The organism is Streptomyces sp. NPDC058653, from assembly GCF_042716895.1.
Classification (GTDB): Bacteria; Actinomycetota; Actinomycetes; order Streptomycetales; family Streptomycetaceae; genus Streptomyces.
This window is the reverse complement of sequence record NZ_JBHXRM010000020.1, coordinates 43,598-67,479: the sequence shown is the minus strand read 5'-3', so window position 1 is coordinate 67,479 and position 23,882 is coordinate 43,598. Positions and strand designations below refer to the sequence as shown.

Below are 23,882 nucleotides of genomic sequence, written 5' to 3'. Positions count from 1 at the left end.
TGCGTGCCGTACGCCTTCTGCTTAGCGAGCCGCGCTGACCAGACCCGACGGATCACGGATCCGGCCGGAATCAGCGTGGCTGCCCCCTCCTGCGTGAGGGGTTTTTTCATTCCCGCAGCAGAGACGCCCGCAGCAGAGACGATCGATGGAGCTTCAGAGGACATGAGCGAGACGAATCCGGCCGCCGCCGGCGCGGAGACGACCGCGCCGCACCGCTACACGGCTGCCATGGCCGCCGACATCGAGGCACGCTGGCAGGACTTCTGGGACACCGAGGGCACCTACGAGGCGCCGAACCCGACGGGTGAGCTGGCCGGCGACCCGGCCGTCGTCGCCCGCCCCAAGAAGTACGTCATGGACATGTTCCCGTACCCGTCCGGGACCGGGCTGCACGTGGGGCACCCGCTCGGCTACATCGCCACCGACGTCTACGCCCGCCATCAGCGCATGAGCGGGTACAACGTGCTGCACACGCTGGGCTTCGACGCCTTCGGCCTGCCCGCCGAGCAGTACGCGATCAGCAGCGGCACCCACCCCCGGGAGTCGACCGAGGCCGCCATGGAGAACATGACGCGGCAGCTGCGCCGACTGGGCCTCGGGCACGACAAGCGGCGCTCGATCGCCACGATCGACCCCGAGTTCTACCGCTGGACGCAGTGGATCTTCGTACAGATCTTCAACTCCTGGTACGACCCGGAAGCCGACCGGGCCCGCCCGATCGGCGAGCTGGTGGCCCGGTTCGAGAGCGGCGAGCGCCCGACGCCCGACGGCCGGAGCTGGGACGCGCTGACCGAGAAGGAGCGCGCCGACATCCTGGGCGAGTACCGGCTGGCGTACGCCTCCGACGCCCCCGTCAACTGGTGTCCGGGCCTGGGCACCGTCCTGGCGAACGAGGAGGTCACCGCCGAGGGACGCTCCGAGCGCGGCAACTTCCCGGTGTTCAAGTCCAAGCTGCGCCAGTGGAACATGCGCATCACCGCCTACGCCGACCGGCTGCTGACCGACCTGGACGCGCTGGACTGGCCCGATGCCATCAAGCAGCAGCAGCGCAACTGGATCGGGCGCAGCGAGGGCGCGCGGGTGGACTTCCCGGTCGGCGACGCCGGTGCCGTCACCGTCTTCACCACCCGTCAGGACACGCTGTTCGGCGCCACGTACATGGTCCTGGCGCCGGAGCACGAGCTGGTCGAGAAGATCGTCCCGGCCGTCTGGCCGGAGGGCACGCACGAGGTGTGGACGGGCGGCCACACGACGCCCGCCGACGCCGTCGGCGCGTACCGCAAGCAGGCGGCCTCGAAGTCCGACGTCGAGCGGCAGGCCGAGGCGAAGGACAAGACGGGCGTCTTCACCGGTGCCTACGCGACCAATCCGGTCAACGGTGAGCGCATTCCGGTCTTCATCGCGGACTACGTGCTGATGGGATACGGAACCGGCGCGATCATGGCCGTCCCGGCGCACGACACTCGTGACTTTGCGTTTGCACGCGCTTTCGAGCTGTCGATGCGCTGTGTCGTGGAGCCGGGCGACGGGCGCGGCACCGACCCCGCCGAGTGGGACGACGCCTTCGTCGCGTACGACGCGAAGATCGTCAACTCGTCGTCCCCCGCCGTCACGCTGGACGGGCTGGGTGTCGTCGACGCCAAGGCCAGGATCACCGAATGGCTGGCCGCCGAGGGCATCGGCGAGGGAACCGTCAACTTCCGGCTGCGCGACTGGCTGTTCAGCCGGCAGCGCTACTGGGGCGAGCCCTTCCCCGTCGTCTACGACGAGGACGGCGTCGCGCACGCGCTGCCCGAGTCGATGCTGCCGCTGGAACTGCCCGAGGTCGACGACTACTCACCACGCACGTTCGACCCGGACGACGCCGACACCCGGCCCGAGACACCGCTGTCGCGCAACGAGGACTGGGTGGCGGTCGAGCTGGACCTGGGCGACGGCAGGGGCGTACGGCGCTACCGCCGCGAGACCAACACCATGCCGAACTGGGCCGGTTCGTGCTGGTACGAGATGCGCTACCTGGACCCGCGGAATAGCGAGAAGCTGGTCGACCCGGCCGTCGAGCAGTACTGGATGGGCCCCCGCGACGGCATGCCGCACGGCGGTGTCGACCTGTACGTGGGTGGCGCCGAGCACGCCGTGCTGCATCTGCTGTACGCGCGTTTCTGGTCCAAGGTGCTGTACGACCTGGGGCACGTCTCGTCGGTCGAGCCGTTCCACAAGCTGTACAACCAGGGCATGATCCAGGCCTTCGTCTACCGCGACAGCCGGGGCATCGCGGTCGAGGCCAACGAGGTCGAGGAGCGCCCGGACGGGCACTGGTTCCGGGGCGAGAAGGTCAGCAAGCTGCTGGGCAAGATGGGCAAGTCCCTGAAGAACGCGGTCACTCCGGACGAGATCTTCGCCGAGTACGGCGCCGACACGCTGCGGCTGTACGAGATGGCGATGGGTCCGCTGGACGTGTCACGGCCCTGGGACACGCGCGCGGTGGTGGGCCAGTACCGGCTGCTGCAGAGGCTGTGGCGCAATGTCGTGGACGAGGCGACCGGTGAGGTCACCGTCGTCGACATCCCCGAGGCCGACATCGACGTGGCGACGCTGCGTGCCCTGCACAAGGCGATCGACGGGGTCGGCCAGGACATGGCGACGCTGCGCTTCAACACCGCCATCGCCAAGATCACCGAGCTGAACAACCATCTGACCAAGGTGGGCGGGCCGGTCGCCCGGTCCGTCGCGGACCGGCTGGTGCTGCTGGTGGCGCCGCTGGCGCCGCACATCGCCGAGGAGCTGTGGCGCAGGCTGGGGCACACCGGCTCGGTGGCGCACGTGGCCTTCCCGGTCGCGGATCCGGCGTACGTGGTGGACGAGACCGTCACCTGTGTCGTCCAGATCAAGGGCAAGGTCAAGGCGCGGCTGGAGGTCTCCCCGTCGATCTCGGACGAGGAGCTGGAAGCGCTGGCGCTGGGGGACGCGGCCGTGGTCGCGGCGCTGGGGGGCACGGGTATCCGCAAGGTGATCGTGCGCGCGCCGAAGCTGGTCAACATCGTGACGGCGTAGGCGCGGGCGTAGGCGTAGGTCGGGCGTAGGTCCCGGGTCCGGGCGCGGGTCCAGGTGCGGGCCCGCGGTGCGTCCGGGGGCCGTGGGCGGGCTGTCGGCGGGCACAGGGCTTTCCCTTACGGGCAGTTTGGGGGTTCCGACGGAACCCTCAGGCTGCCCGCTCCGTTTACGCTGGAGAGACCGACGTCGACACCGGAGAGGCATCCTGATGGAGGCCCTGCTTTTGATCCTGGCGCTGTTCTTCGTCGCATTCGTGGCGTTGGGCGTATATGTGGGCGTCAAGGCGGTGCGGGCGGCCAAGCGAGGCGTGGACCGGACGATCACGCAGGCCCGCCGGACGGTGGAGGACACCACCCTGAGAGCCAAGAGCCTCGGGCAGACGGGCGTGACCGCCGAGCTGGCGCAGCTCAGGCTCTCGCTGCGCACGTCGATGCGCGCGACCCAGGAGGCGCTCCGGGCGAACGAGGCGGAGGACGCCTCGCTGGCCGAGTCGCTGAGCCTCTTCCGGCGGCTGAGTGTGTACGGGCACGAGCTGGACGACGAGCTCAGGCGGCTGGAGCGCGACCCGGACCGGGCGACGATCTCCCAGCGCCTCCCCGAGCTGCGGGAACGGACGGAACGGATCACGAAGTCGGCCGATTCGCTGCGGTGGGCGGCCAGGGACCGGGCACGGAAGTTCTCCGAGGACGAGCTGGCGCTCCTGAGCGAACAGATCGACGTCGAGTCGGGGGCGCTGCGGCACTGGGCGTCGGTCGACCCGGCGCAGCCGGGCACGGACCCGAACTCACGCTCGGAAGAGAATCGACAGACGGCCGCACAGCCTCAGCCGATGGAGTGGCCCGAGCCGGAGCCCCCGACCGGCCCGGAGAGCGCGGCGGCACACGGCGGGCGGGCGACGCGCCCGGAGCCCACGCTCGCCGACCAGACATGGCCCGAGCCGCCGCCGGCGGGCGAGGGGCCGCAGGCGATCGAGCCGCCCGACCCCCGGAAGACCACATATCCCTGGCAGGAGAAGTCGGCGCGCCCGGAGACGACGAACTGACCTCTCACGCCCGGTAGTTGACGGGTGGTCGGGGTGCGGCGCCGGGTGGTGGGGCCGGTCCGGTCCTGGCCCCGGGGGCAGTTCTCGCGGATGATCGGATGGCCCGTGGACGGGTTGCGGGTGGTCGGACGGGGCACACGCAGGGCGACGGCGGGCCGTCGTGGGCGTGAACCCGTCGAGATCGAGAACGCCGAGGCGGGGAAGAGGGCGGAGGCCGATGGGGACCTCTTCGAATTCGGCGGGCCCGGCGGGGCCGGGCTCCCGACCGGCGGTCGCGGCGGGTAACCTCCCGCTCATGTCCCGCCATGTCGCGATCGTCACCGATTCAACGGCCTACCTGCCGCCCCAGGCGATGGAACGCCATGGCATCACCGCGGTGCCGCTGACCGTGGTGCTCGGCGACAGGGCGCTCGAAGAGGGCACCGAGATCTCGGCCAGATCGCTCGCGCTCGCGCTGCAGAAGCGCCGCTCCGTGACCACCTCGCGGCCCAGCCCCGAGGTCTTCGCCGCCGCCTACCGGGCAGCCGCCGAGGCCGGGGCGACCGGGATCGTCTCCCTGCATCTGTCGGCGGAGTTCTCCGGGACGTACGACGCGGCGGTTCTCGCCTCGCGGGACGCGCCCGTGCCGGTACGGGTGGTGGACACCGGGATGGTCGCGATGGCCCTCGGCTTCTGCGCCCTGGCGGCCGCCGAGACGGTGGAGGCGGACGGCACGCTCGACGACGCGGTGGCGGCCGCCGAGAAGCGGGCCGCGGGGACGTACGCGTACTTCTACGTCGACACGCTGGACTATCTGCGGCGCGGCGGCCGAATCGGTACCGCGCAGGCGCTGCTCGGCTCGGCGCTCGCCGTGAAGCCGCTGCTCCAACTGGACGGCGGACGGATCGAGTTGCTGGAGAAGGTGCGTACGGCGTCGAAGGCGATCGCGCGCCTGGAGGAGATCGTCGCGGAGCGGGCGGGCGCCGGTGAGGTCGACATCGCCGTGCATCATCTGGCCGCGCCGGAGCGGGCCGCCGCGCTCGCCGACCGGCTGCGGGAGCGGGTGACGGGCCTCGCCGAGATGCATGTGAGCGAGGTGGGCGCGGTGATCGGGGCGCACACCGGGCCGGGGCTGCTGGGGGCCGTGGTCTCGCCGCGCTGAGCTGCTCCAGGGGTCTCCTCGCCCGCGCGGAATCGCTCGTTCGGGTGGCCGAGTTATCCACAACTGGTGAGTTATCCACGGTAATTCGATGTCTTCGGCGAGATTCCGTGGGAGTGCCTACCGTCTGGTGGCATGACTCTTCGATCACACTCCGTGAGCAGTGGGCCGGGCCGTTCCCCGGCGTCCGATGTCCGTGCGGCTGGGGCACGTGGTGCACGTGGGGCGCGGGGTGGCCCGGGTGCTCGCCCCGGGCGGGGGCGGCCGTTCGCGTCCTCGGTCCCGCGCTCGCGCCGCAGGCGCGCCGGGACGACGCCCAGGACGACGGCCTTACGCCGCCGGGCCGACGCTCTCTTCGGCGTGGCGCCGGGCGGTGTCGGGACGGGTGTTGTGGGTGCGGGTGGGCTCGCCGACGTGGGGGCGGCTCGGGTGGCGGCGGGGGTGGGCGGTTCGGCTCCGGCACCGCCGGGCCCCGGGCCGATGCCGGGTCCGGCGCCCGTGAGCGCGGCGCCGGACCCGGTTCCGAGGCCGAGTCCGGCGGCGGCTCCGGTCGCGAGTCCCGTGCCGGCTTTGACTTCAACTCCGCCTCCGCCTCCGACTTCAACTCCGACTCCGACTTCAACTCCGCCTCCGATGTCGACTTCGACGCCGGCCCCCGCGTCATCTCCGTCTCCCGCTCCGGTCGTTCCGGTGGTGGGGCGGCGGGAGCGGGTGCGGCTGGCCGTGCGGGAGCGGTTGCCGTTGTGGGTGCAGCTCAGATGCGGGCTGGAGCCGAAGACGCTCGCCGCGCTGGCGGTGGTGCTGGTCGTCGCCACCGTTCTTGCGGCCCAGCATTTCCTGTCCGGGCGCCCGCGGTCGGTCAGCGCGCCGGAGACGGTCCGTGACGAGGTGGCCGCGACGGGGCCGGAGCGAGACCCGGCGCCGTCGCCGGGTCCACCGCCGACCGCCACCGCCCCCTCGCCGGCCCGGCGAGTGGTGGTCGACGTCAGCGGCAAGGTCCGCAGTCCCGGCGTCCGCCGGCTGCCCGCCGGGTCGCGGGTCACCGACGCGCTGAAGGCCGCCGGGGGAGTCAGGCCCGGTACCGATCTGAGCGGGCTCAACAGGGCACGCGTGCTGGTGGACGGCGAGCAGGTGGTCGTCGGCGGCCCGCCGCCACCCGGGCCGCTGGCTCCCGGTGGAGGCGCGGCGGGTCCGGGTCCCGGCGGGGCGGGTCCGGGCGCGGCGCCGGTGAGTCTCAGCACGGCCACCGTGGAACAGCTCGACACCCTGCCCGGCGTCGGCCCGGTCCTCGCGCAGCACATCGTCGACTACCGCACCCGGCACGGCGGATTCAGGTCCGTCGACGAACTGCGCGAGGTGAACGGGATCGGCGAACGCCGGTTCGCCGACATCGAGCCCCGCGTGCAGCCGTGACCCGCGCGGCCGTACACGCCTCCTCGGGGCACCCGCTGGGTGCCGCCGCTCCTCGGCAGGAGGGCCCGGCCGATCTACGGCTGGTCCCGCCCGCGTTGGCCGCCTGGGCCGCGGCGGCGGTGGCGACCGGCGCTCCGGGGGACTGGACCGCCGGAGCGGTGCTCGCCGGACTGGCCGTGGCGGGATTGCTGCTGGTCCGGGCGGCCCTTGTACCGGGGCGACGGGCGAGTACGGGACCGAGGGATGCGCGGCGGCGGGTGAACGGCGTCGCTGTCGCCGCCGCGCTGCTCTGTGCCGTCGCGGGGGCCGGGTCCGCCTGGCTGCACGGCGCGGACCGGCACCGGGGCCCGGTGCCAGGGCTGGCGGAGGGGTACGGGCGCGTCACCGTGGAGCTGACCGTCACCTCCGACCCGCGTCCGATCAGACCTCGGGTGCACGGCGACAGGCTCTCGTCGGCAGGGCTGGTCCTCGACGCCGACCTCATCCGGGTGACGTCCCGGGACGGGGCCGTCACCGCCGTCCGTACGCCCGTGCTCGTATTCGCGGGCGCCGGTGCCGGGGACGGGGCCCAGGCGTGGCAGCGGCTGCTGCCGTCCACCCGGCTCAGGCTGGCGGGTCGGCTCGCTCCGCCGACGGAGGGGGACGAGAGGTACGCGGCGCTGCTGCGGGTGGAGGGCAGGGGACCGCCACAGGTTGTACGTCCGCCGACCGGGCTGCAACGGACCGCCGGCCGGCTCCGGGCCGGGCTTCGGGAGGCGACGGAAGGGCTGCCCGCGGACGCCCGCGCCCTGCTGCCCGGACTGGTGGTCGGGGACACCTCCCGAATCCCGCCCGAGCTGCACGACGCGTTCACGGCGACGGACCTCTCCCACTTGCTCGCCGTCTCCGGAAGCAATCTGACGATCGTTCTCACCCTGCTCATCGGGCCGCCGGGGCTCGCGCTGAGGGCCGAGCGGCGCGGACTCGCGCCGCGTCTGGGAATCTCGCTGCGGTCGACCGCTCTCTGCGGCGGGGCGCTCACGCTCGCCTTCGTGGTGGTCTGCCGACCGGAGCCGAGCGTGCTGCGGGCGGCGGCCTGCGGACTGATCACCCTGCTCGCCATCGGCACGGGCCGGCGCAGATCGCTGATCCCGGCGCTGGCCGCCGCCGTACTGCTCCTCGTCCTGTGGGACCCGGCCCTGGCGCGGAGTTTCGGCTTCGTGCTGTCCGTCCTCGCCACGGGCGCGCTGCTCACCGTCGGGCCTCGCTGGAGCGCGGCGCTCCAGCGGCGTGGGGTGCCGCCCCGGCTCGCCGAGGTGCTGGCCGCCGCGGCGTCGGCGCAGGCGGTCTGCGCGCCGGTGGTGGCGGTGTTCGCCGCGCGGGTGAGTCTCGTCGCGATCCCGTGCAATCTCCTCGCGGAGCTGGCGGTGGCTCCGGCGACGGTGCTCGGGTTCGCGGCGCTCGCCACGGCGCCGATGGCGATGCCGGTGGCCGAACTGCTGGCGCGGTGCGCCGGGTGGCCCGCCGGATGGATCGCCTCGGTCGCGCGGACCGGCGCGGCGCTTCCGGGTGCCGAGTCCGAGTGGCCCGGCGGCTGGCGGGGCGGGGCGCTGCTCGCCGTCGTCACCGTGCTCGTCGTGTACGCGGTACGGCGCATACGGGGTCACCCGTGGGTCGCCGCCCTGTGCGCGGTGCTCCTGATGCTGGCCGTGCTGCGGCCGGCCCCCTTCACCCGGATGGTCACCGGCTGGCCGCCGCCGGGCTGGGCGGTGGCGATGTGCGACGTCGGGCAGGGGGACACGTTGGTGCTCGCGGCCGGTGAGGGCGCGGGGGTGGTGGTGGACGCCGGTCCCGATCCCCGGCTGGCCGACCGCTGTCTGCGCGACCTCGGGATCACCCGTGTACCGCTGCTGGTGGTCAGCCACTTCCACGCCGACCATGTCACCGGGCTGCCAGGGGTGCTGCGTGGCAGAAGGGTCGGCGTCATCCAGACCACCACCCTTCAAGAGCCGTGGGAGCAGAGCGAGTTCGTACGGCGCACGGCGCGGGAGGCACGGGTGCCGCTGGTGCGGGCGACACCGGGCGAGCGACGCCGGGTCGGGCCGCTCGACTGGCGGGTGCTGTGGCCGAGGGCCGGGCCCGGGCTCGGCGCGGGCGGGCCGAACGACGCGAGCGTCACCCTGTACGTCCGGACGGTCGGCGGTCCCACCTTGCTGCTGCTCGGTGATCTCGAACCGCCCGCCCAGCAGGGGCTGTCGAGGGCCCACCCGACCCTGCCGCCGGTGGACGTACTGAAGGTCGCCCACCACGGCTCGGCCTTCCAGGACCCGGGCCTGCTGCGCGCGTTACGGCCCCGGCTGGCCCTGATCTCCTGCGGCAGGGACAACCCGTACGGCCATCCCTCGCCGCGTACGGTCGGCGCGCTGAGGGCCGGGGGAGCGGTGGTGATGCGTACCGACAGGGACGGCGCGGTCGCGGTCACGGGCGCGGGGAGGGAACTGCGGGCCGTGCCGCGCGGGTTCGGGTGACGGAGGGCCGGAGGCGGGTGTTCCCCGTCCTCCGGACCAGGACGAACGACGCATGGTGAGAAGGAGGGGGCCCGGCCAGACTGAGCACATGAACACGGATCGGACCATCTCCGACTATCTGCACCGGATCGGCGCCGACCGGCCGGCCGTACCGGACGCCGCCGCCTTGAGGGATCTTCAGTTCCGGCATCTGCTGGCCGTGCCGTTCGAGAATCTCTCGGTCCACCGGAGGGAGGAGATCGTTCTGGAGGACGCCGCGCTGGTGGCCAAGGTCGTCGAGAGGAGAAGGGGTGGTTTCTGCTACGAACTCAACGGTGCCTTCGCCGCGCTGCTGCGCGCGCTCGGCTACCCGGTGACGCTCCTTCAGGCCCGCGTCTTCACCGGGGACGGCGGGCTGGGGATCCCGTACGACCACCTGACGCTTCTCGTCGAGACGCCCGACCCGGACGGGACCGGGTCGGGGCGCGGGGTGCGGCGGTGGCTGGCCGACGTCGGCTTCGGGAACCACTGCGTCCGTCCGCTGGCCTTCGACGAGCGCGGTGACCAGCGGGATCCGGCCGGTACGTTCCGGCTCGTGGAGACCCCGGAGGGCGATCTGGATGTGCTGCGGGACGGGAAGCCTCAGCTCCGTGTCGACCAACGGCCGCGTGCGCTGGCCGACTTCACGGCCGGATCCTGGTACCACCGGACGTCGCCCGACTCGCCGTTCACCCGGTCCCTGGTCTGCTCCCGGAACACCCCGGAGGGCCGGATCACGCTCAGCGGCGGCAGGCTCGTCACCACCGTGAACGGCGCCCGGCACGAGCGGGAGCTCGACGGGGACGCGGAGATCCTCGCCGCCTACCGCGAGCACTTCGGTCTCGACCTGGACGAGGTGCCTCAGGTCATGGCCGGCCGGACGGGAGAGAGGACGTAACGGGGCGTCAGGTACGTGCGGGAAGGTGAGCGGCCAAACCCCCTTCGAGTACGCGTGTTTGCCCTCAACGGCACAAGGGTGATCGAATGCCTCTTCGTCAGAGGTCCATGTATTCGGCAACGATGCGATGCCGCGCACGGACGGGTCCCGAAGGGCACGGGGGTGGGGCAGGAATGTTCGGACGTTGGTTCGGCGGGCGCGGGGCCACAGCGGCGGAGGCCGGTCCGCTCGCGGACGTGCCGGTGCCGCCGTCGGCGGGCGTACTGAGCTGCCGCGTTCTGGATCCCGGCGGTGAGCCGGTCCGGCGGGCCGAGTTCGTCGTCAGCGACGGCTCGGGGCGGAAGGTGGTCGGAGGGGAGATCGATCCGTTCGGCTCGCTCATGGCGACCGTCCCGGCCGGTGACTACCGGCTCGCTGTCACGGCCGACGGCTTCACGCCCTACCACCGCGACGCCACCGTGGGCGAGGGCGCGCACACAGGCCTCGGCGACGTGACCCTCCAGATCGCGACTCCCCCGCCGCTCCCCGAGCCGGGGGAGTGGGAGATCGAGCCGATGCACTCCCAGATCGGCTTCACCGCGCGCCATATCGGACTGGCGCGTATCCACGGGCGGTTCAACACCTTCGCCGGGGCCGTACGGATAGCCGAGCGGATGGACCGGTCCGCGATGCACGTCATCATCGACGCCTCGTCCATCGACACCAATGTCCGGATGCGCGACGACCATCTGCGCTCGGCGGACTTCCTCGACGTGGCGAACTACCCGACGCTGGAGTTCTACAGCGACCGCTTCGTCCACCGGGGCGGCGGGCAGTGGGGCGTGACCGGCGCGCTGACCCTGCACGGCGTGAGCCGTACGGTCACCCTGGACACCCGCTACCTGGGCATCGGCACCGGCATGGAGGGGGAGACCCGGGCGGCCTGCCGTGCGACGACCGAGCTGCACCGTGAGGACTTCACCCTCACCTGGCAGACGATGGTCGCCCGGGGCATCGCCGTCGTCGGCTCCAGCATCTCCATCGACCTGGACGTCCAGATCGTCCGCAAGTCCTGAGACCGGCCGCCGGGCACTCCGCCCGCCGCCGCCTCCCCAGCCCCAGGAACTTCCCCCGGAGACACCCCCGCGTCACTCCTCGGGCGGTGCCTCCAGCCACCCCTCGTACTCCGCGGCGAAGGCGTCCAGCGCCCGGGGGTCGAGCCGCTCCGTCGCGTCCTCGATCACCACCAGCCACTGCGCGTCCTCGGCGTCGTCCTCGCCGGCCAGGGCGTCCCGTACGAGCTGGGGCTCCTCCACCACCCCGAAGCGGTCGGCGAGTTCACCCGCCACCTCCTCGGCGGCGTCGCGGTCGGGCAGCACCAGTACATGTCGAACATCGCTCACCCGCCCATTCTCCGTCACGGGAACCGGCGGGCGGAGCGCTGTCGGTGGGCCGTGCGATGCTGGACGGCGATGGCCACCAGGAAGACTTCCCCCGACGATCCGCTCGCCCCCCTCACGCTCGCCGTGGGCCAGGAGGACCTGCTGCTGGACCGCGCCGTTCAGCAGGTCGTGGCGGCGGCCCGCGCCGCCGACCCGGACACCGACGTGCGCGACCTCCCCTCCGACCAGCTGCATCCGGGCACCCTCGCCGAGCTGACGAGCCCCTCGCTCTTCGCGGAGCGCAAGGTCGTCGTCGTACGGAACGCGCACGATCTCGCGGCCGACACGATCAAGGACGTCAAGGCGTATCTCGACGCGCCGGCCGAGGAGATCACGCTCGTGCTGCTGCACGCGGGCGGGCCCAAGGGCAAGGCCCTGCTCGACGCCGCCCGCAAGGCCGGCGCCCGCGAGGTCCTCTGCGCGAAGACGACCAAGCCCGCCGAGAGGCTCACCTTCGTACGGTCGGAGTTCCGTGCGCTCGGCCGCTCGGCGACGCCCGAGGCCTGCCAGGCACTGGTCGACTCGATCGGCAGTGACCTGCGGGAGCTGGCGAGCGCGGTGTCCCAGCTCGCCGCCGACGTCGAGGGCGCGATCGACGACGCCGTCGTCGCCCGCTACTACACGGGCCGGGCCGAGGCGTCCAGCTTCACCGTCGCGGACCGGGCCGTCGAGGGCCGCGCGGCCGACGCGCTGGAAGCGCTGCGCTGGTCGCTGTCGACCGGAGTCGCGCCCGTACTGATCACCAGCGCCCTCGCACAGGGCGTGCGTGCCATCGGCAAGCTCTCGTCGGCGCGCGGCGGCAGACCCGCCGATCTCGCCCGTGAGCTGGGCATGCCGCCCTGGAAGATCGACAGGGTGCGCCAGCAGATGCGCGGCTGGACCCCCGACGGGGTGGCGGCGGCTCTGCGCGCGGTCGCGGAGGCCGACGAAGGCGTCAAGGGCGGCGGCGCGGACCCCGAGTACGCGCTGGAGAAGGCCGTCGTGACGGTCGCCCGCGCGGCCCGCGCCGGCCGCTGACAGCCGCCCGACGAGCCCGCGCCCGCCGCCGAGACCCGGGACGCCCCCCACCCCCGACGAGCAGCACCCCGGACGAGCAGCACCCCGGACGGGCAGCAGGACCCGCATGCCGAAGGCCCCGGTACGGCGTACGTACCGGGGCCTTCGTCGTCAAACCTGGGTGGACCCGCACCCGCGTGGCGAACGCAGTCGTGCGCGGATCCGAAAGACACCGGTCAGGAGCGGTAGAGAGGGCCCGCTGAGTCCGTTCCGGCGGTTGGAATCAAGAGTGAGCAGACAGCCGCTCAGCCCTGGAGGGCGGCAACCTTCGACGCCAGCGCCGACTTCTTGTTGGCGGCGGCGTTCTTGTGGATGACACCCTTCGAGGCGGCCTTGTCGAGCTTGCGCGACGCCTCACGGACGGCCACGTTCGCCGTCTCGACGTCACCGGCGGCGACAGCCTCGCGGGCCTTGCGGATCGCGGTCTTGAGCGACGACTTGACGGCCTTGTTGCGCAGGCGCGCCTTCTCGTTGGTCTTGTTCCGCTTGATCTGGGACTTGATGTTCGCCACGAAATGCCTTTTCAGGTTCGATGATCTTTGAATGAGCGTCCGCGCCGAGACGGCGGCAGACACAGCTGACAACGCTACCAGTGACCGCCCGACCGGCCCAAACCGGGCGCAGCCCCGTACCCGTGGGACGATGGAGCCTACGTATCGATCCGATGTCGACCCGAGACGAGACGCCGCGCGTCTCAAGAATCAGGACCCTGCGTGCCCGCGACCCCTACCAACGTGCCCGAGCCGAGCCGTACGGACCCGGCGCTGCTCCGTAATTTCTGCATCATCGCGCACATCGACCACGGCAAGTCGACGCTCGCCGACCGGATGCTCCAGCTGACGGGCGTGGTCGACCAGAGGCAGATGCGCGCCCAGTATCTCGACCGGATGGACATCGAACGCGAGCGCGGCATCACGATCAAGTCCCAGGCGGTCCGGCTGCCCTGGGCCCCCAACGAGGGGCCGGACAAGGGCACCACCCATGTCCTGAACATGATCGACACACCGGGCCACGTCGACTTCACGTACGAGGTGTCCCGCTCGCTCGCCGCCTGCGAGGGCACGATCCTGCTGGTGGACGCCGCGCAGGGCATCGAGGCACAGACCCTCGCCAACCTCTATCTGGCGATGGAGAACGACCTCACCATCGTCCCGGTGCTCAACAAGATCGACCTGCCGGCCGCGCAGCCCGAGAAGTTCTCCGAGGAGCTGGCGAACCTGATCGGCTGCCAGCCCGAGGACGTGCTCAAGGTCTCCGCGAAGACCGGCGTGGGCGTCGACGTCCTGCTCGACCGGGTCGTCAAGGACGTGCCGCCGCCGGTCGGCGTCGCCGACGCGCCCGCGCGCGCGATGATCTTCGACTCGGTGTACGACTCCTACCGGGGCGTCGTCACCTACGTACGTGTCATCGACGGCCAGCTCAACAAGCGCGAGCGCATCCGGATGATGTCCACCGGTGCCACCCACGAACTGCTGGAGATCGGTGTCTCCTCGCCCGAGATGACGCCGGCCGACGGCCTCGGTGTGGGCGAGGTCGGCTATCTCATCACCGGTGTGAAGGACGTGCGGCAGTCCAAGGTCGGTGACACGATCACCTCCCTCGTCAAGGGCGCGACCGAGGCGCTGGGCGGCTACAAGGACCCCAAGCCGATGGTGTTCTCCGGCCTCTATCCGCTGGACGGCTCGGACTACCCCGAGCTGCGCGACGCCCTCGACAAGCTCCAGCTCAACGACGCGGCCCTGGTCTACGAGCCGGAGACCTCCGCGGCCCTCGGCTTCGGTTTCCGGGTCGGGTTCCTCGGGCTCCTGCACCTCGATGTGATCCGGGAGCGGCTGGAGCGGGAGTTCAACCTCGATCTGATCGCCACCGCGCCGAACGTCGTCTACCGGGTGGAGATGGAGGACGGCAAGGAGCACACCGTCACCAACCCGAGCGAGTTCCCCGAGGGGAAGATCGACTCTGTGCACGAGCCGGTCGTCCGGGCCACGATCCTCGCGCCCAGCGAGTTCATCGGCTCGATCATGGAGCTCTGCCAGACCCGCCGCGGCACGCTCCTCGGCATGGACTACCTCTCCGCCGACCGGGTGGAGATCCGCTACACCCTCCCGCTCGCCGAGATCGTCTTCGACTTCTTCGACCAGCTGAAGTCGAAGACCCGTGGCTACGCGTCCCTGGACTACGAGCCCACCGGTGAGCAGAGCGCCCAGCTCGTCAAGGTCGACATCCTGCTGCACGGCGACAAGGTCGACGCCTTCTCCGCCATCACCCATCGGGACCAGGCGTACGCGTACGGGGTGAGGCTCGTCGCCAAGCTCAGGGAGCTCATCCCGCGCCAGGCCTTCGAGGTGCCCATCCAGGCGGCGATCGGATCCCGGGTCATCGCCCGCGAGACGATCCGCGCCATCCGCAAGGACGTCCTCGCCAAGTGCTACGGCGGCGACATCTCCCGTAAGCGCAAGCTGCTGGAGAAGCAGAAGGAGGGCAAGAAGCGGATGAAGATGGTCGGCAGCGTCGAGGTCCCGCAGGAGGCTTTCATCGCGGTGCTGTCGAGCGACGAGTCGGCCGGGAAGAAGAAGTGACCCCGGGGGCGCGGCGGGTCGGCCCGCGAGCGGCCCGGAAGTGACTCGCGAGTAGGGCCGGTCGGGTCCGGGCGCACAGGCGCGCGGACCCGACGGTCGTTCGCGGGTCCGGTTCTTTATGAAGCGGCTCCCCGCGTCCCCTTACGTACCGGGCGGGTCCGCTCTAGTCTGATCACTGCTCGATGGTTACTCACCAGTTAAACAACAAGCCTGTCGCGCAAACATTGCGGGGCCCGGAGGACGTCGTGAGCGACACAAAGACCTTGATCGAGAATCGGCCGCCGTCGGTGGCGACCCTCTTCATTGAGCGCGTGGCGGCCACGCCGGACGCGGAGGCGTACCGCTATCCGGTTCCCTCCGCCACGGGTCAGGGCCCCGACGACTGGAAGTCCCTGAGCTGGGGTCAGGCCTCCCTGCGGGTGTACGCGATGGCCGCCGGTCTGATCTCGCTGGGCGTACGGCCCGAGGAGCGTGTCGCGCTCGCCGCCGCCACCCGGGTCGAGTGGATCCTCGCCGACCTCGGTGTGATGTGCGCGGGCGCCGCGACCACGACCGTCTACCCCTCGACGAACACCGAGGAGTGCGCGTACATCCTCGCCGACTCCGAGAGCCGCGTCCTCATCGCCGAGGACGCCGAGCAGCTCGCCAAGGCCCGCGAGCGCCGGGCCGAGCTGCCCGATCTCGCCCATGTCGTGGTGATCGAGGCGGCCGACGCGAAGCCCGCCGAGGGCGACCCGGACGGCTGGGTGCTCTCCCTCGCCGAGCTGGAGGAGCGCGGGACGAAGTATCTGGAGGAGCACCCCGAGGCGGTCAAGGAGCAGGTCGGCGCCATCACCGCCGAACAGCTCGCGACCCTCATCTACACCTCGGGCACCACCGGCCGCCCCAAGGGCGTACGGCTGCGGCACGACAGCTGGTCCTACATGGCCAAGGCCACCGTCGGCACCGGGCTCATCACCAAGGAGGACATCCAGTACCTCTGGCTGCCGCTGGCGCACGTCTTCGGCAAGGTGCTGACGTCCGGCCAGATCGAGGTCGGCCATGTCACCGCGGTCGACGGCCGCGTCGACAAGATCATCGAGAATCTGCCGGTGGTGCGGCCGACCTATATGGCGGCGGTGCCCCGGATCTTCGAGAAGGTCTACAACGGTGTCGCGGCCAAGGCGCGCGGGGGCGGCGCGGCGAAGTACAAGATCTTCAAGTGGGCCGCGGAGGTGGCCCGCGAGTACGCCAAGGTCAGCCAGGACAACTTCCGTCACACCGGCACCGCTTCGGCGCCCTTCGCCCTGCGTGCCAAGCACTCCGTCGCCGACAGGCTCGTCTACGCCAAGCTCCGTGAGGCGTTCGGCGGCCGGCTGCGCGCCGCCGTCTCCGGGTCGGCCGCCCTCGCGCCCGACATCGGCTTCTTCTTCTCCGGCGCCGGAATCCACATCCTGGAGGGCTACGGCCTGACCGAGTCCAGCGCGGCCAGCTTCGTCAACCCGGGCGAGGCCTACCGCACCGGCACCGTCGGCAAGCCGCTGCCCGGCTGTGAGGTCCGGATCGCCGACGACGGCGAGATCATGCTGCGCGGTCCCGGCATCATGGACGGCTACCACGGGCTGCCCGAGAAGACCGTCGAAGTCCTCGAATCCGACGGCTGGTTCCACACCGGCGACATCGGTGAGCTGTCGGTCGACGGCTATCTGCGGATCACCGACCGCAAGAAGGACCTGATCAAGACGTCCGCGGGCAAGTACATCGCCCCGGCCGAGGTCGAGGGCCAGTTCAAGGCGGTGTGCCCGTACGTCTCCAACATCCTGGTGCACGGCGCCGACCGGAACTTCTGCACCGCGCTCATCGCCCTGGACGAGCCGTCCCTGCTCGGCTGGGCGGCCGAGAACGGCATGGAGGGCGCCTCGTACGCGGACGTCGTCGCCTCGCCCCGGACGCGGGAGCTCATCGAGGGCTATGTGAACGAGCTCAACGAGGGCCTTCAGCGCTGGCAGGCGATCAGGAAGTTCCGGCTGCTGCCGCGCGACCTGGACATCGAGCACGGTGAGCTGACGCCGAGTCTGAAGCTCAAGCGGCCGGTGGTGGAGCGGGAGTACGCGTACCTGCTCGACGAGATGTACGACGGCACACGGGAGTCGTAGGGGCGCATACGCGTGGGACATGAGTACGCGGGCGGAGCCGGCGGCCGGGGTCTACGGCTGAAGGCTCCGTCCGCGGCGTAATTCCCGCAGTATGTTGTCGAGCCCGGCCACATGGGCGCGCAGCGCGGCCAGTTCGCCGGGGCCGCGCAGGGTGTTCGTGTCGTCCCCGGCCGGGCCCTCGCCCGCGCCGTCGGACGCGCCCGCGCCGTCCCCCTCGGGGCCCTCGTCATGACCGGACGGGCCGTCACCGCCGAGCATGGACTCGATCGCGGCCAGCCGGCGGGCCATCTCCGCCAGCTGTGCGTGGTCACGGGCCAGCAGGGCCTCCAACTGGCGGTTCTTGCGGTGCAGTTCGAGGAAGACCGTCACCTTGGCGCGCAGCACCCAGGGGTCGAACGGCTTGGGGATGAAGTCGGCGGCCCCCGTCGCGTATCCGCGGAAAGCGAAACCGCTGTCGGGATCGCTCCCGGTCAGAAAGATGATCGGGACGTCCTTCGCCTGGTCCAGCCGCTTGATGCCGGCGGCGGTGTCGAAGCCGTCCATGCCCGGCATCCGTACGTCCAGCAGGACCAGCGCGAACCGCTCACGGCGCAGGGCCAGCATCGCCTCCTCGCCCGAACGGGCGCGCACCAGAGGGACGTTGAGGGATGCCAGTACGGCTTCGAGCGCGAGGAGGTTCTCCTCCATGTCGTCGACGAGGAGAATTCCCGCTCGGTCGGCGACCGGGGTGTCAGCGGCTGGGTCGGTGGGTATCTGGGTGCTCATCGTTGGTGGCGTCCGAGTAGGTGATGGCCGGGATTTGGGGGATCCGGGTGCGTAGTGTGTCGGGGGTACGGCGGCCGGGAAGTGGCCTCTGAGCTCCGTTCTTCGCCGAATTTCTTCGCCCGCTTCTTCGCCCGTTTCGATGACTCGACGCTTATGGGCACGCTCAGTCTGTCACTCTGTCGGGGTCGTAAGCGGCGCAACGAAAGAAACAACCAGGAGCCGCACGTGGTGCCTATAGGGGACCCTCGGGACCCGAACGATCCGGAAGTGCCTGATCCGTCACGGGGCCGGACGTTACGGAACGATGAGCGACGCACGGCACGGACCAGCCTGCCGGGGAACCCGCTCGCTCCGTCCGCCGCGCGCCGGTTCGTGCGCGCGGCGCTCGCCGAGTGGACCAGCCTCGGACTGCTCACCGCCTGCGCGCTCTGCCAGGCCGACGCGGAGTGCCCCCAGGGCGGGCACAACTCGGACGCGCTGGTCGACGACGCGGTGCTGATCGTCGACGAACTCGTCACCAACGCCGTCGTGCACGCGGGCACCAACGTCGAACTCCTCTGCCGTCTCGAAGCACCGCCGGAACCGGACAGCACACCCGTCGAGGTCCCGGGGCCGGACACCGACTCCGAGCAGGAGCCCGCCGCGCTCGTCATCGAGGTGTCCGACCACCACCCGGCCCGCTCCGTACGCAGCGACGCGCACGGACCGGCGGGCGGCGGCGCCCCCGACTACGGCCGGGGCCTCCAGCTCATCGCCGCCCTCGCGGAGCGCTGGGGCATCACGTACCGCACCGGCCTCAAGACCGTCTGGGCCCGCCTCCCGATCGACGGGCCGGCCACCGAGACCACCTCCGGCGCCGACGCGGTGGCCGGAGCGGGCGGAGTCGTCGGCGAACCCGCCCTGCGCCGCGGCCTGCGCGCCGCCGAGATCCTCGCCGCCGCACCGCGCGGAATGCCCCGCGAGGACCCGGACTGGATCAGCCGGGGCGCCCTGTCCTTCCTCGCCGAAGCCTCCGACCTGCTGGCCGGGCAGCTCGACGAGGACCTGGTCGCCGCGCTCGCCGGCCAGCTGCTCGTGCCCCGGCTCGCCGACTGGTGCGCGATCTGGCTCGACGGCGAAGAAGGACACGGCAGGGCGGGCACGCCCCGGCTCGCCCGCGTCTGGCACGCCGACGAGTCCCGTATCGAGCTGCTGCGCGCCCTCCTGGAGAAGGAGCCGCCCAGACTGCTCGACTCCCAGCGCGGGCAGGACGGGACGGGCGGCGCGGCCGGCGGGCGCAACGTTCCGGTGCCCGTCCCCTGGCCCGGCTCGGGCCAGACCGGCGCCCACGACGGCGCGGCCGTCGCCTGCCGGCTCGTCGCCAACGGCCGGCCCCTCGGCACCCTGGTCCTCGGCCGGCGCCGGCTCGCCCGGATGCCCGACGAAGTGATCGCGCTCATCGAGGACTTCGCCCGCCGCGTCGCCCTCGCGATCGGCGCCGCCCGCCGCTACACCCGGCAGGCCACCATCAGCCGTGTCCTGCAACGCAGCCTGCTGCCCAGCCAGGTCGCGCGGATCCCGGGCGTCGAGAGCCACCTCGTGTACGAGCCCGCCGACGACGGCGTGGTCGGCGGCGACTTCTACGACGTCTTCCCCGCGCCGCCGGGCGGGCGCTGGTGCTTCATGCTCGGCGACGTCCAGGGCAGCGGCCCCGAAGCCGCCGTCGTCACCGGCCTCGCCCGGCCCTGGCTGCGGCTCCTCGCCCGTGAGGGGTACGGCGTCGGCGAGGTCCTCGACCGCCTCAACCGGCTCCTGCTCGACGACGCGATGGAGGCCGCCGAGGCCGCCGCGCTGATGGTCGCCGTCGCCGGCGGGCAGGATCTGACGGGCGGCGACGGCGCGCTCCCCGGGCTCAGCGACCTCGGGCCGCTCAGCGACATGGGCGAGATCCGCGACATCGGCGCCATCGAGCAGAGCGCCGGCGACGGCGGACGGGGCGGCGGGCTCGCCGACGGCGGCCAGTCGCGCTTCCTCTCCCTCCTGTACGGCGAACTCGCGCCGCTCCCCGGCACCGGCGGCGGCGCCCGCTGCACCCTCGCGAGCGCCGGCCACCCGCTGCCGCTGCTGCTGCGGCCCGACGGGACCGTACGCGTGGCCGCGGAGCCGCAGCTGCTCCTCGGGGTCGACGAACACGTCGCCTACGAGAGCCTGAGCTTCGACCTGGCGTCGGGGGACACCCTCCTGTGCGTCACCGACGGCATCACCGAGCGCCGCTCCGGACGGCTGCTCCTGGACGACGACGACGGCCTCGCCGCGATCCTGGCGGGCTGCACGGGCCTGAGCGCCCAGGGCGTCGCCGAGCGGATCAGACGCGCCGTGCACGACTTCGACCCGAGTCCGCCGTCGGACGACCTGGCGATGCTGGTGCTGCGCGCGGAGTAGCCCTCCGGGCCGGGGCGCCTCTCCCGCGTGGGTCCGCCTCGGCGGTGCGGGACACTGGGGGCATGCCTTCCGCCCTGCCCGACGGTGACCCCATGCCCGACTCCGGCGCACTGCCCCCGCACGCCCTCGACGGCGCGGCGGACCGGCCGCTCGGCTTCTACCTGCACGTGCCGTACTGCGCCACCCGCTGCGGCTACTGCGACTTCAACACCTACACCGCGACGGAGCTGCGCGGCTCGGGCGGCGTCCTGGCGTCCCGCGACAACTACGCCGACACCCTGACCGACGAGATCCGGCTCGCCCGGAAGGTCCTCGGCGACGACCCCCGGCCCGTGCGCACGGTCTTCGTCGGCGGCGGTACGCCCACGCTGCTCGCCGCCTCCGACCTCGTACGGATGCTGGGTGCCGTACGCGACGAGTTCGGCCTCGCCGACGACGCCGAGATCACCACCGAGGCGAACCCGGAGTCCGTCGGCCCCGCCTATCTCGCGGAGCTGCGCGCGGGCGGGTTCAACCGGATCTCCTTCGGCATGCAGAGCGCGAAGCGGCACGTCCTTCAGGTGCTGGACCGCACGCACACCCCCGGGCGGCCGGAGGAGTGCGTCGCGGAGGCGCACGCGGCCGGGTTCGACCATGTGAACCTCGACCTGATCTACGGCACGCCCGGGGAGACCGACGACGACTGGCGCGAGTCCCTCGCGGCGGCGGTGGGGGCGGGGCCCGACCATGTCTCGGCGTACGCGCTCATCGTCGAGGAGGGCACGGGGCTGGCGCGTCGTATCCGCCGGGGCGAGATCCCGATGACCGACGACGACGAGCACGCGGACCGGTATCTGATCGCGGACGAGACGCTGGCCGCGGCGGGGTTCTCCTGGTACGAGGTCTCCAACTGGGCGACCACACCGGCCGGCCGGTGCCTGCACAACGAGCTCTACTGGCGCGGCGCGGACTGGTGGGGCGCGGGGCCCGGCGCGCACAGCCATGTGGGCGGGGTCCGGTGGTGGAACGTGAAGCACCCGGGGGCGTACGCGGCGGCGCTGGCGGAGGGGCGGTCGCCGGGGGCGGGGCGGGAGCTCCTCACGGCGGAGGACCGGCGCGTGGAGCGGATCCTGCTGGAGCTGCGGCTGGCGGAGGGCGTGGAGCTGTCGCTGCTGCGGTCCGCGGGGCGGGAGGCGGCCGAGCGGGCGCTGGCCGGGGGGTTGCTGGAGGCGGGGCCGTACGGGGAGGGGCGGGCGGTGCTGACGCTGCGGGGGCGGTTGCTGGCGGACGCGGTGGTGCGGGATCTGGTGGACTGACGTCCCGGCGGGGTCGCCGTCCGGCGCGGGTGTCTTGGGGTGCGGGGGCGTTTCGGGTTGCGGTTGTCTGCCGAGGGGCGGGGTTCGGGGTCTCCGGAGGGGTGTGTCCGGACGGCGTGATTTACGGCGCGTGCGGGGTTCGTTGGTCCCGATGAGAGGTTCTTGTTCACGCGCCACAAATCAGCCCGAGTGTCCGAACACACCCCTCCTGCGACCCCGCCCCCCTCACACCGTCACGTGGCGCTGTTCAAGCCTCCGGTCCGCGGGGGGGAAGGGGGACGCGCAGGGGTCGTGTCCGGACACTCAGGCTGATTTGTGCCGCGTGGACAACCTGGTCTCCTCGGGTCCGACGAGGGGTGCACGCGGCGTAAATCACGCCGTCCGGGCATGACCCCGGAGCGGCACCCGGCAACCACAGCGACCACCCCCAGCCCGGCTGGCGCTTGAGGCCGACCCCGGCCAGGCACAGGCCGGTACGCGAACCGGCCCCGTTACCCCGGCTCCGTCGCCGTCGCCGTGACGAAGTCGATCAGTTCCTCCACACGGCCCAGCAGCGCCGGCTCCAGGTCGCGGAACGTGTGGACCGAGGACAGGATCCGCTGCCACGCCGCACCGGTGTTTTCCGGCCAGCCCAGGGAGCGGCACACCCCCGTCTTCCAGTCCTGGCCGCGCGGTACCGTCGGCCACGATGGGATGCCCACCGACGACGGCTTCACCGCCTCCCAGACGTCGATGTACGGGTGGCCCACGATCAGGACGTCCTCCCCGGTGACCCGCTCGGCCAGGCGGGACTCCTTCGAGCCGGGCACCAGATGGTCCACCAGCACGCCGAGCCGCGCGTCCGGCGCCGGGCCGAACTCGGCGACGATCGCCGGGAGGTCGTCGATGCCCTCCAGGTACTCCACGACCACGCCTTCGATGCGAAGGTCGTCGCCCCACACCCGTTCGACCAGCTCCGCGTCGTGCCGCCCCTCGACATAGATCCGCCCCGCGCGGGCCACCCGCGCCCGTGCCCCCGGGACCGCGATCGAGCCGGAGGCCGTACGGGTGGGCCGGGCCGGGCCGCCGGCGGTGGGCCGGACCAGCGTGACCGTCCGGCCTTCGAGCAGGAACCCGCGCTCCACCAGCGGGAAGACCCGGTGCTTGCCGAAGCGGTCCTCCAGGGTGACCGTCGGCCCCTCGGCCGTCTTCTCGCAGCGGATCACCGCCCCGCAGAAGCCCGTCGACACCTCCTCGACCACCAGGTCCGGCTCGGCGGGCACCTCGGGCGCCGGCTTCGGGCGCTTCCAGGGCGGGGTCAGATCGGGGCTGTAGCTGCGCATCCGCCGACGATAACGTCAGGCCGTGCCGAATCGTGCGGCGAGCGCGTCCCGCTGGGCCCGTACGAACGCCGCGTCGACCGCCGCGCCGTGGCCGGGAACGTACACCGCGTCCTCGCCGCCCAGGGCCAGCAGCCGGTCCAGCGCGGCCGGCCAGCGCGAGGGGATCGCGTCGTGGCCGGCCTGCGGTTCGCCCGACTCCTCGACCAGGTCGCCGCAGAAGACGATCTCCCGGTCGCCGGGGACGAGCAGGGCGAGATCGTGCCCGGAGTGCCCGGGGCCGACATTGGCGAGAAGTACCCGCCGCCCGCCGAGATCGAGCGTCCACTCGCCGGACACGGGGTGACCGGGCACCACCAGCACGTCCACCGCCGACGCCGCCTCGGAGGCGCGTACGCCGTGCCGCACGGCCGAGTCCCGCAGCTTCTCGCTGTCGTGGAGCATCAGCTCGCCGAGCCCCACCGCGCCGTAGACCTCCACGCCCGCGAACGCCGCCGTGCCGAGGACATGGTCGAAATGCGGGTGACTGAGCGCGATGTGGGTGACGCGGCGGCCGCACAGCGACTGCGCCTGTACGCGGATCTCGGCGCCCTCACGGAGCGTGGAGCCCGTGTCGTACAGAAGGACCGCGTCCTCGCCCACGACCAGTCCGACCGTCGCATCCCAGCCAGGCAGCCGCCGTCTGCCGACCCCCGGGGCGATCCGTTCCCAGCCATGCTCTTCCCAACGGACGTTCATACCGCGACGCTATCCGTGGGGCGGGCGGTGCCGCGCGGTAGCGTGACCGGTCGGCCTTGCTAGGGGCGTACCTCACGGCCGTA

Annotated in this window: 17 protein-coding genes; 12 read left to right on the top strand and 5 right to left on the bottom strand. The window is 72.1% G+C overall.

Annotation, left to right across the window (positions count from 1 at the left end):
• Window positions 1-162 precede the first annotated feature (162 nt).
• The 7 genes from leuS to ACFWU9_RS18820 all read left to right on the top strand — a co-directional run bounded on the left by leuS (window position 163) and on the right by ACFWU9_RS18820 (window position 11,125).
• Window positions 163-3,054, top strand: a complete 2,892-nt coding sequence (leuS, locus tag ACFWU9_RS18850; RefSeq protein WP_384319692.1) for a leucine--tRNA ligase — start codon at window positions 163-165, stop codon at window positions 3,052-3,054.
• A 208-nt stretch (window positions 3,055-3,262) separates the two neighbouring features.
• The gene (locus ACFWU9_RS18845) at window positions 3,263-4,096 is read left to right on the top strand and encodes a hypothetical protein (RefSeq protein WP_384319690.1); all 834 of its coding nucleotides are present in this window, start codon (window positions 3,263-3,265) and stop codon (window positions 4,094-4,096) included.
• 295 nt (window positions 4,097-4,391) lie between these two features.
• Window positions 4,392-5,237, top strand: a complete 846-nt coding sequence (locus tag ACFWU9_RS18840; RefSeq protein ID WP_384319688.1) for a DegV family protein — start codon at window positions 4,392-4,394, stop codon at window positions 5,235-5,237.
• A gap of 687 nt (window positions 5,238-5,924) precedes the next feature.
• Window positions 5,925-6,647, top strand: a complete 723-nt coding sequence (locus ACFWU9_RS18835; RefSeq protein ID WP_384319686.1) for a helix-hairpin-helix domain-containing protein — start codon at window positions 5,925-5,927, stop codon at window positions 6,645-6,647.
• Complete coding sequence (locus ACFWU9_RS18830) at window positions 6,644-9,154, top strand: ComEC/Rec2 family competence protein (RefSeq protein WP_384319684.1); 2,511 nt, start codon at window positions 6,644-6,646, stop codon at window positions 9,152-9,154. The genes ACFWU9_RS18835 and ACFWU9_RS18830 overlap by 4 nt, the downstream gene beginning before the upstream one ends.
• Before the next feature lie 88 nt (window positions 9,155-9,242).
• Window positions 9,243-10,070 (top strand): arylamine N-acetyltransferase, encoded by an 828-nt coding sequence (locus ACFWU9_RS18825; protein WP_384319682.1) that lies wholly within the window; start codon window positions 9,243-9,245, stop codon window positions 10,068-10,070.
• Window positions 10,071-10,243: 173 nt separating this feature from the next.
• A complete protein-coding gene (locus ACFWU9_RS18820) occupies window positions 10,244-11,125 on the top strand; it encodes a YceI family protein (protein ID WP_384319680.1) in 882 nt (293 codons plus the stop codon).
• Between the two features lie 72 nt (window positions 11,126-11,197).
• On the opposite strand, the gene ACFWU9_RS18815 is transcribed toward ACFWU9_RS18820, so the two are convergent.
• Window positions 11,198-11,452, bottom strand: coding sequence for a hypothetical protein (locus tag ACFWU9_RS18815; protein ID WP_384319678.1), 255 nt, complete (start codon window positions 11,450-11,452; stop codon window positions 11,198-11,200).
• A gap of 69 nt (window positions 11,453-11,521) precedes the next feature.
• Between ACFWU9_RS18815 and holA the strand changes: the two genes are divergently transcribed.
• A complete protein-coding gene (gene holA, locus ACFWU9_RS18810; RefSeq protein ID WP_384319676.1) occupies window positions 11,522-12,508 on the top strand; it encodes a DNA polymerase III subunit delta in 987 nt (328 codons plus the stop codon).
• A gap of 284 nt (window positions 12,509-12,792) precedes the next feature.
• On the opposite strand, the gene rpsT is transcribed toward holA, so the two are convergent.
• The gene (rpsT, locus tag ACFWU9_RS18805) at window positions 12,793-13,059 is read right to left on the bottom strand and encodes a 30S ribosomal protein S20 (protein WP_189108282.1); all 267 of its coding nucleotides are present in this window, start codon (window positions 13,057-13,059) and stop codon (window positions 12,793-12,795) included.
• Window positions 13,060-13,260: 201 nt separating this feature from the next.
• Here rpsT and lepA point away from each other — a divergent pair, with 201 nt between their 5' ends.
• Together lepA and ACFWU9_RS18795 are read left to right on the top strand one after the other, a co-directional pair.
• Window positions 13,261-15,126, top strand: a complete 1,866-nt coding sequence (lepA, locus tag ACFWU9_RS18800) for a translation elongation factor 4 (protein WP_384319674.1) — start codon at window positions 13,261-13,263, stop codon at window positions 15,124-15,126.
• Between the two features lie 245 nt (window positions 15,127-15,371).
• Window positions 15,372-17,261: an AMP-dependent synthetase/ligase gene (locus tag ACFWU9_RS18795; protein WP_384319672.1), complete on the top strand. Its 1,890-nt coding sequence runs from the start codon at window positions 15,372-15,374 to the stop codon at window positions 17,259-17,261.
• A gap of 51 nt (window positions 17,262-17,312) precedes the next feature.
• On the opposite strand, the gene ACFWU9_RS18790 is transcribed toward ACFWU9_RS18795, so the two are convergent.
• Window positions 17,313-18,026: a two-component system response regulator gene (locus ACFWU9_RS18790; RefSeq protein WP_384319670.1), complete on the bottom strand. Its 714-nt coding sequence runs from the start codon at window positions 18,024-18,026 to the stop codon at window positions 17,313-17,315.
• A 267-nt stretch (window positions 18,027-18,293) separates the two neighbouring features.
• Here ACFWU9_RS18790 and ACFWU9_RS18785 point away from each other — a divergent pair, with 267 nt between their 5' ends.
• Window positions 18,294-20,447 carry a SpoIIE family protein phosphatase gene (locus ACFWU9_RS18785; protein WP_384319668.1) on the top strand — a complete coding sequence of 718 codons (2,154 nt, stop codon included), beginning with the start codon at window positions 18,294-18,296 and terminating at the stop codon, window positions 20,445-20,447.
• A gap of 62 nt (window positions 20,448-20,509) precedes the next feature.
• Window positions 20,510-21,742, top strand: a complete 1,233-nt coding sequence (gene hemW / locus ACFWU9_RS18780) for a radical SAM family heme chaperone HemW (protein WP_384319666.1) — start codon at window positions 20,510-20,512, stop codon at window positions 21,740-21,742.
• 491 nt (window positions 21,743-22,233) lie between these two features.
• Here hemW and ACFWU9_RS18775 read toward each other — a convergent pair whose 3' ends face one another.
• On the bottom strand, window positions 22,234-23,064 hold the full coding sequence (locus ACFWU9_RS18775; protein WP_384319664.1) for a DUF3097 domain-containing protein: 831 nt from the start codon (window positions 23,062-23,064) through the stop codon (window positions 22,234-22,236).
• Between the two features lie 15 nt (window positions 23,065-23,079).
• Entirely contained in the window at window positions 23,080-23,799 is a 720-nt protein-coding gene (locus tag ACFWU9_RS18770; protein WP_384319662.1) for an MBL fold metallo-hydrolase, read from the bottom strand.
• Between the last annotated feature and the right edge of the window lie 83 nt (window positions 23,800-23,882).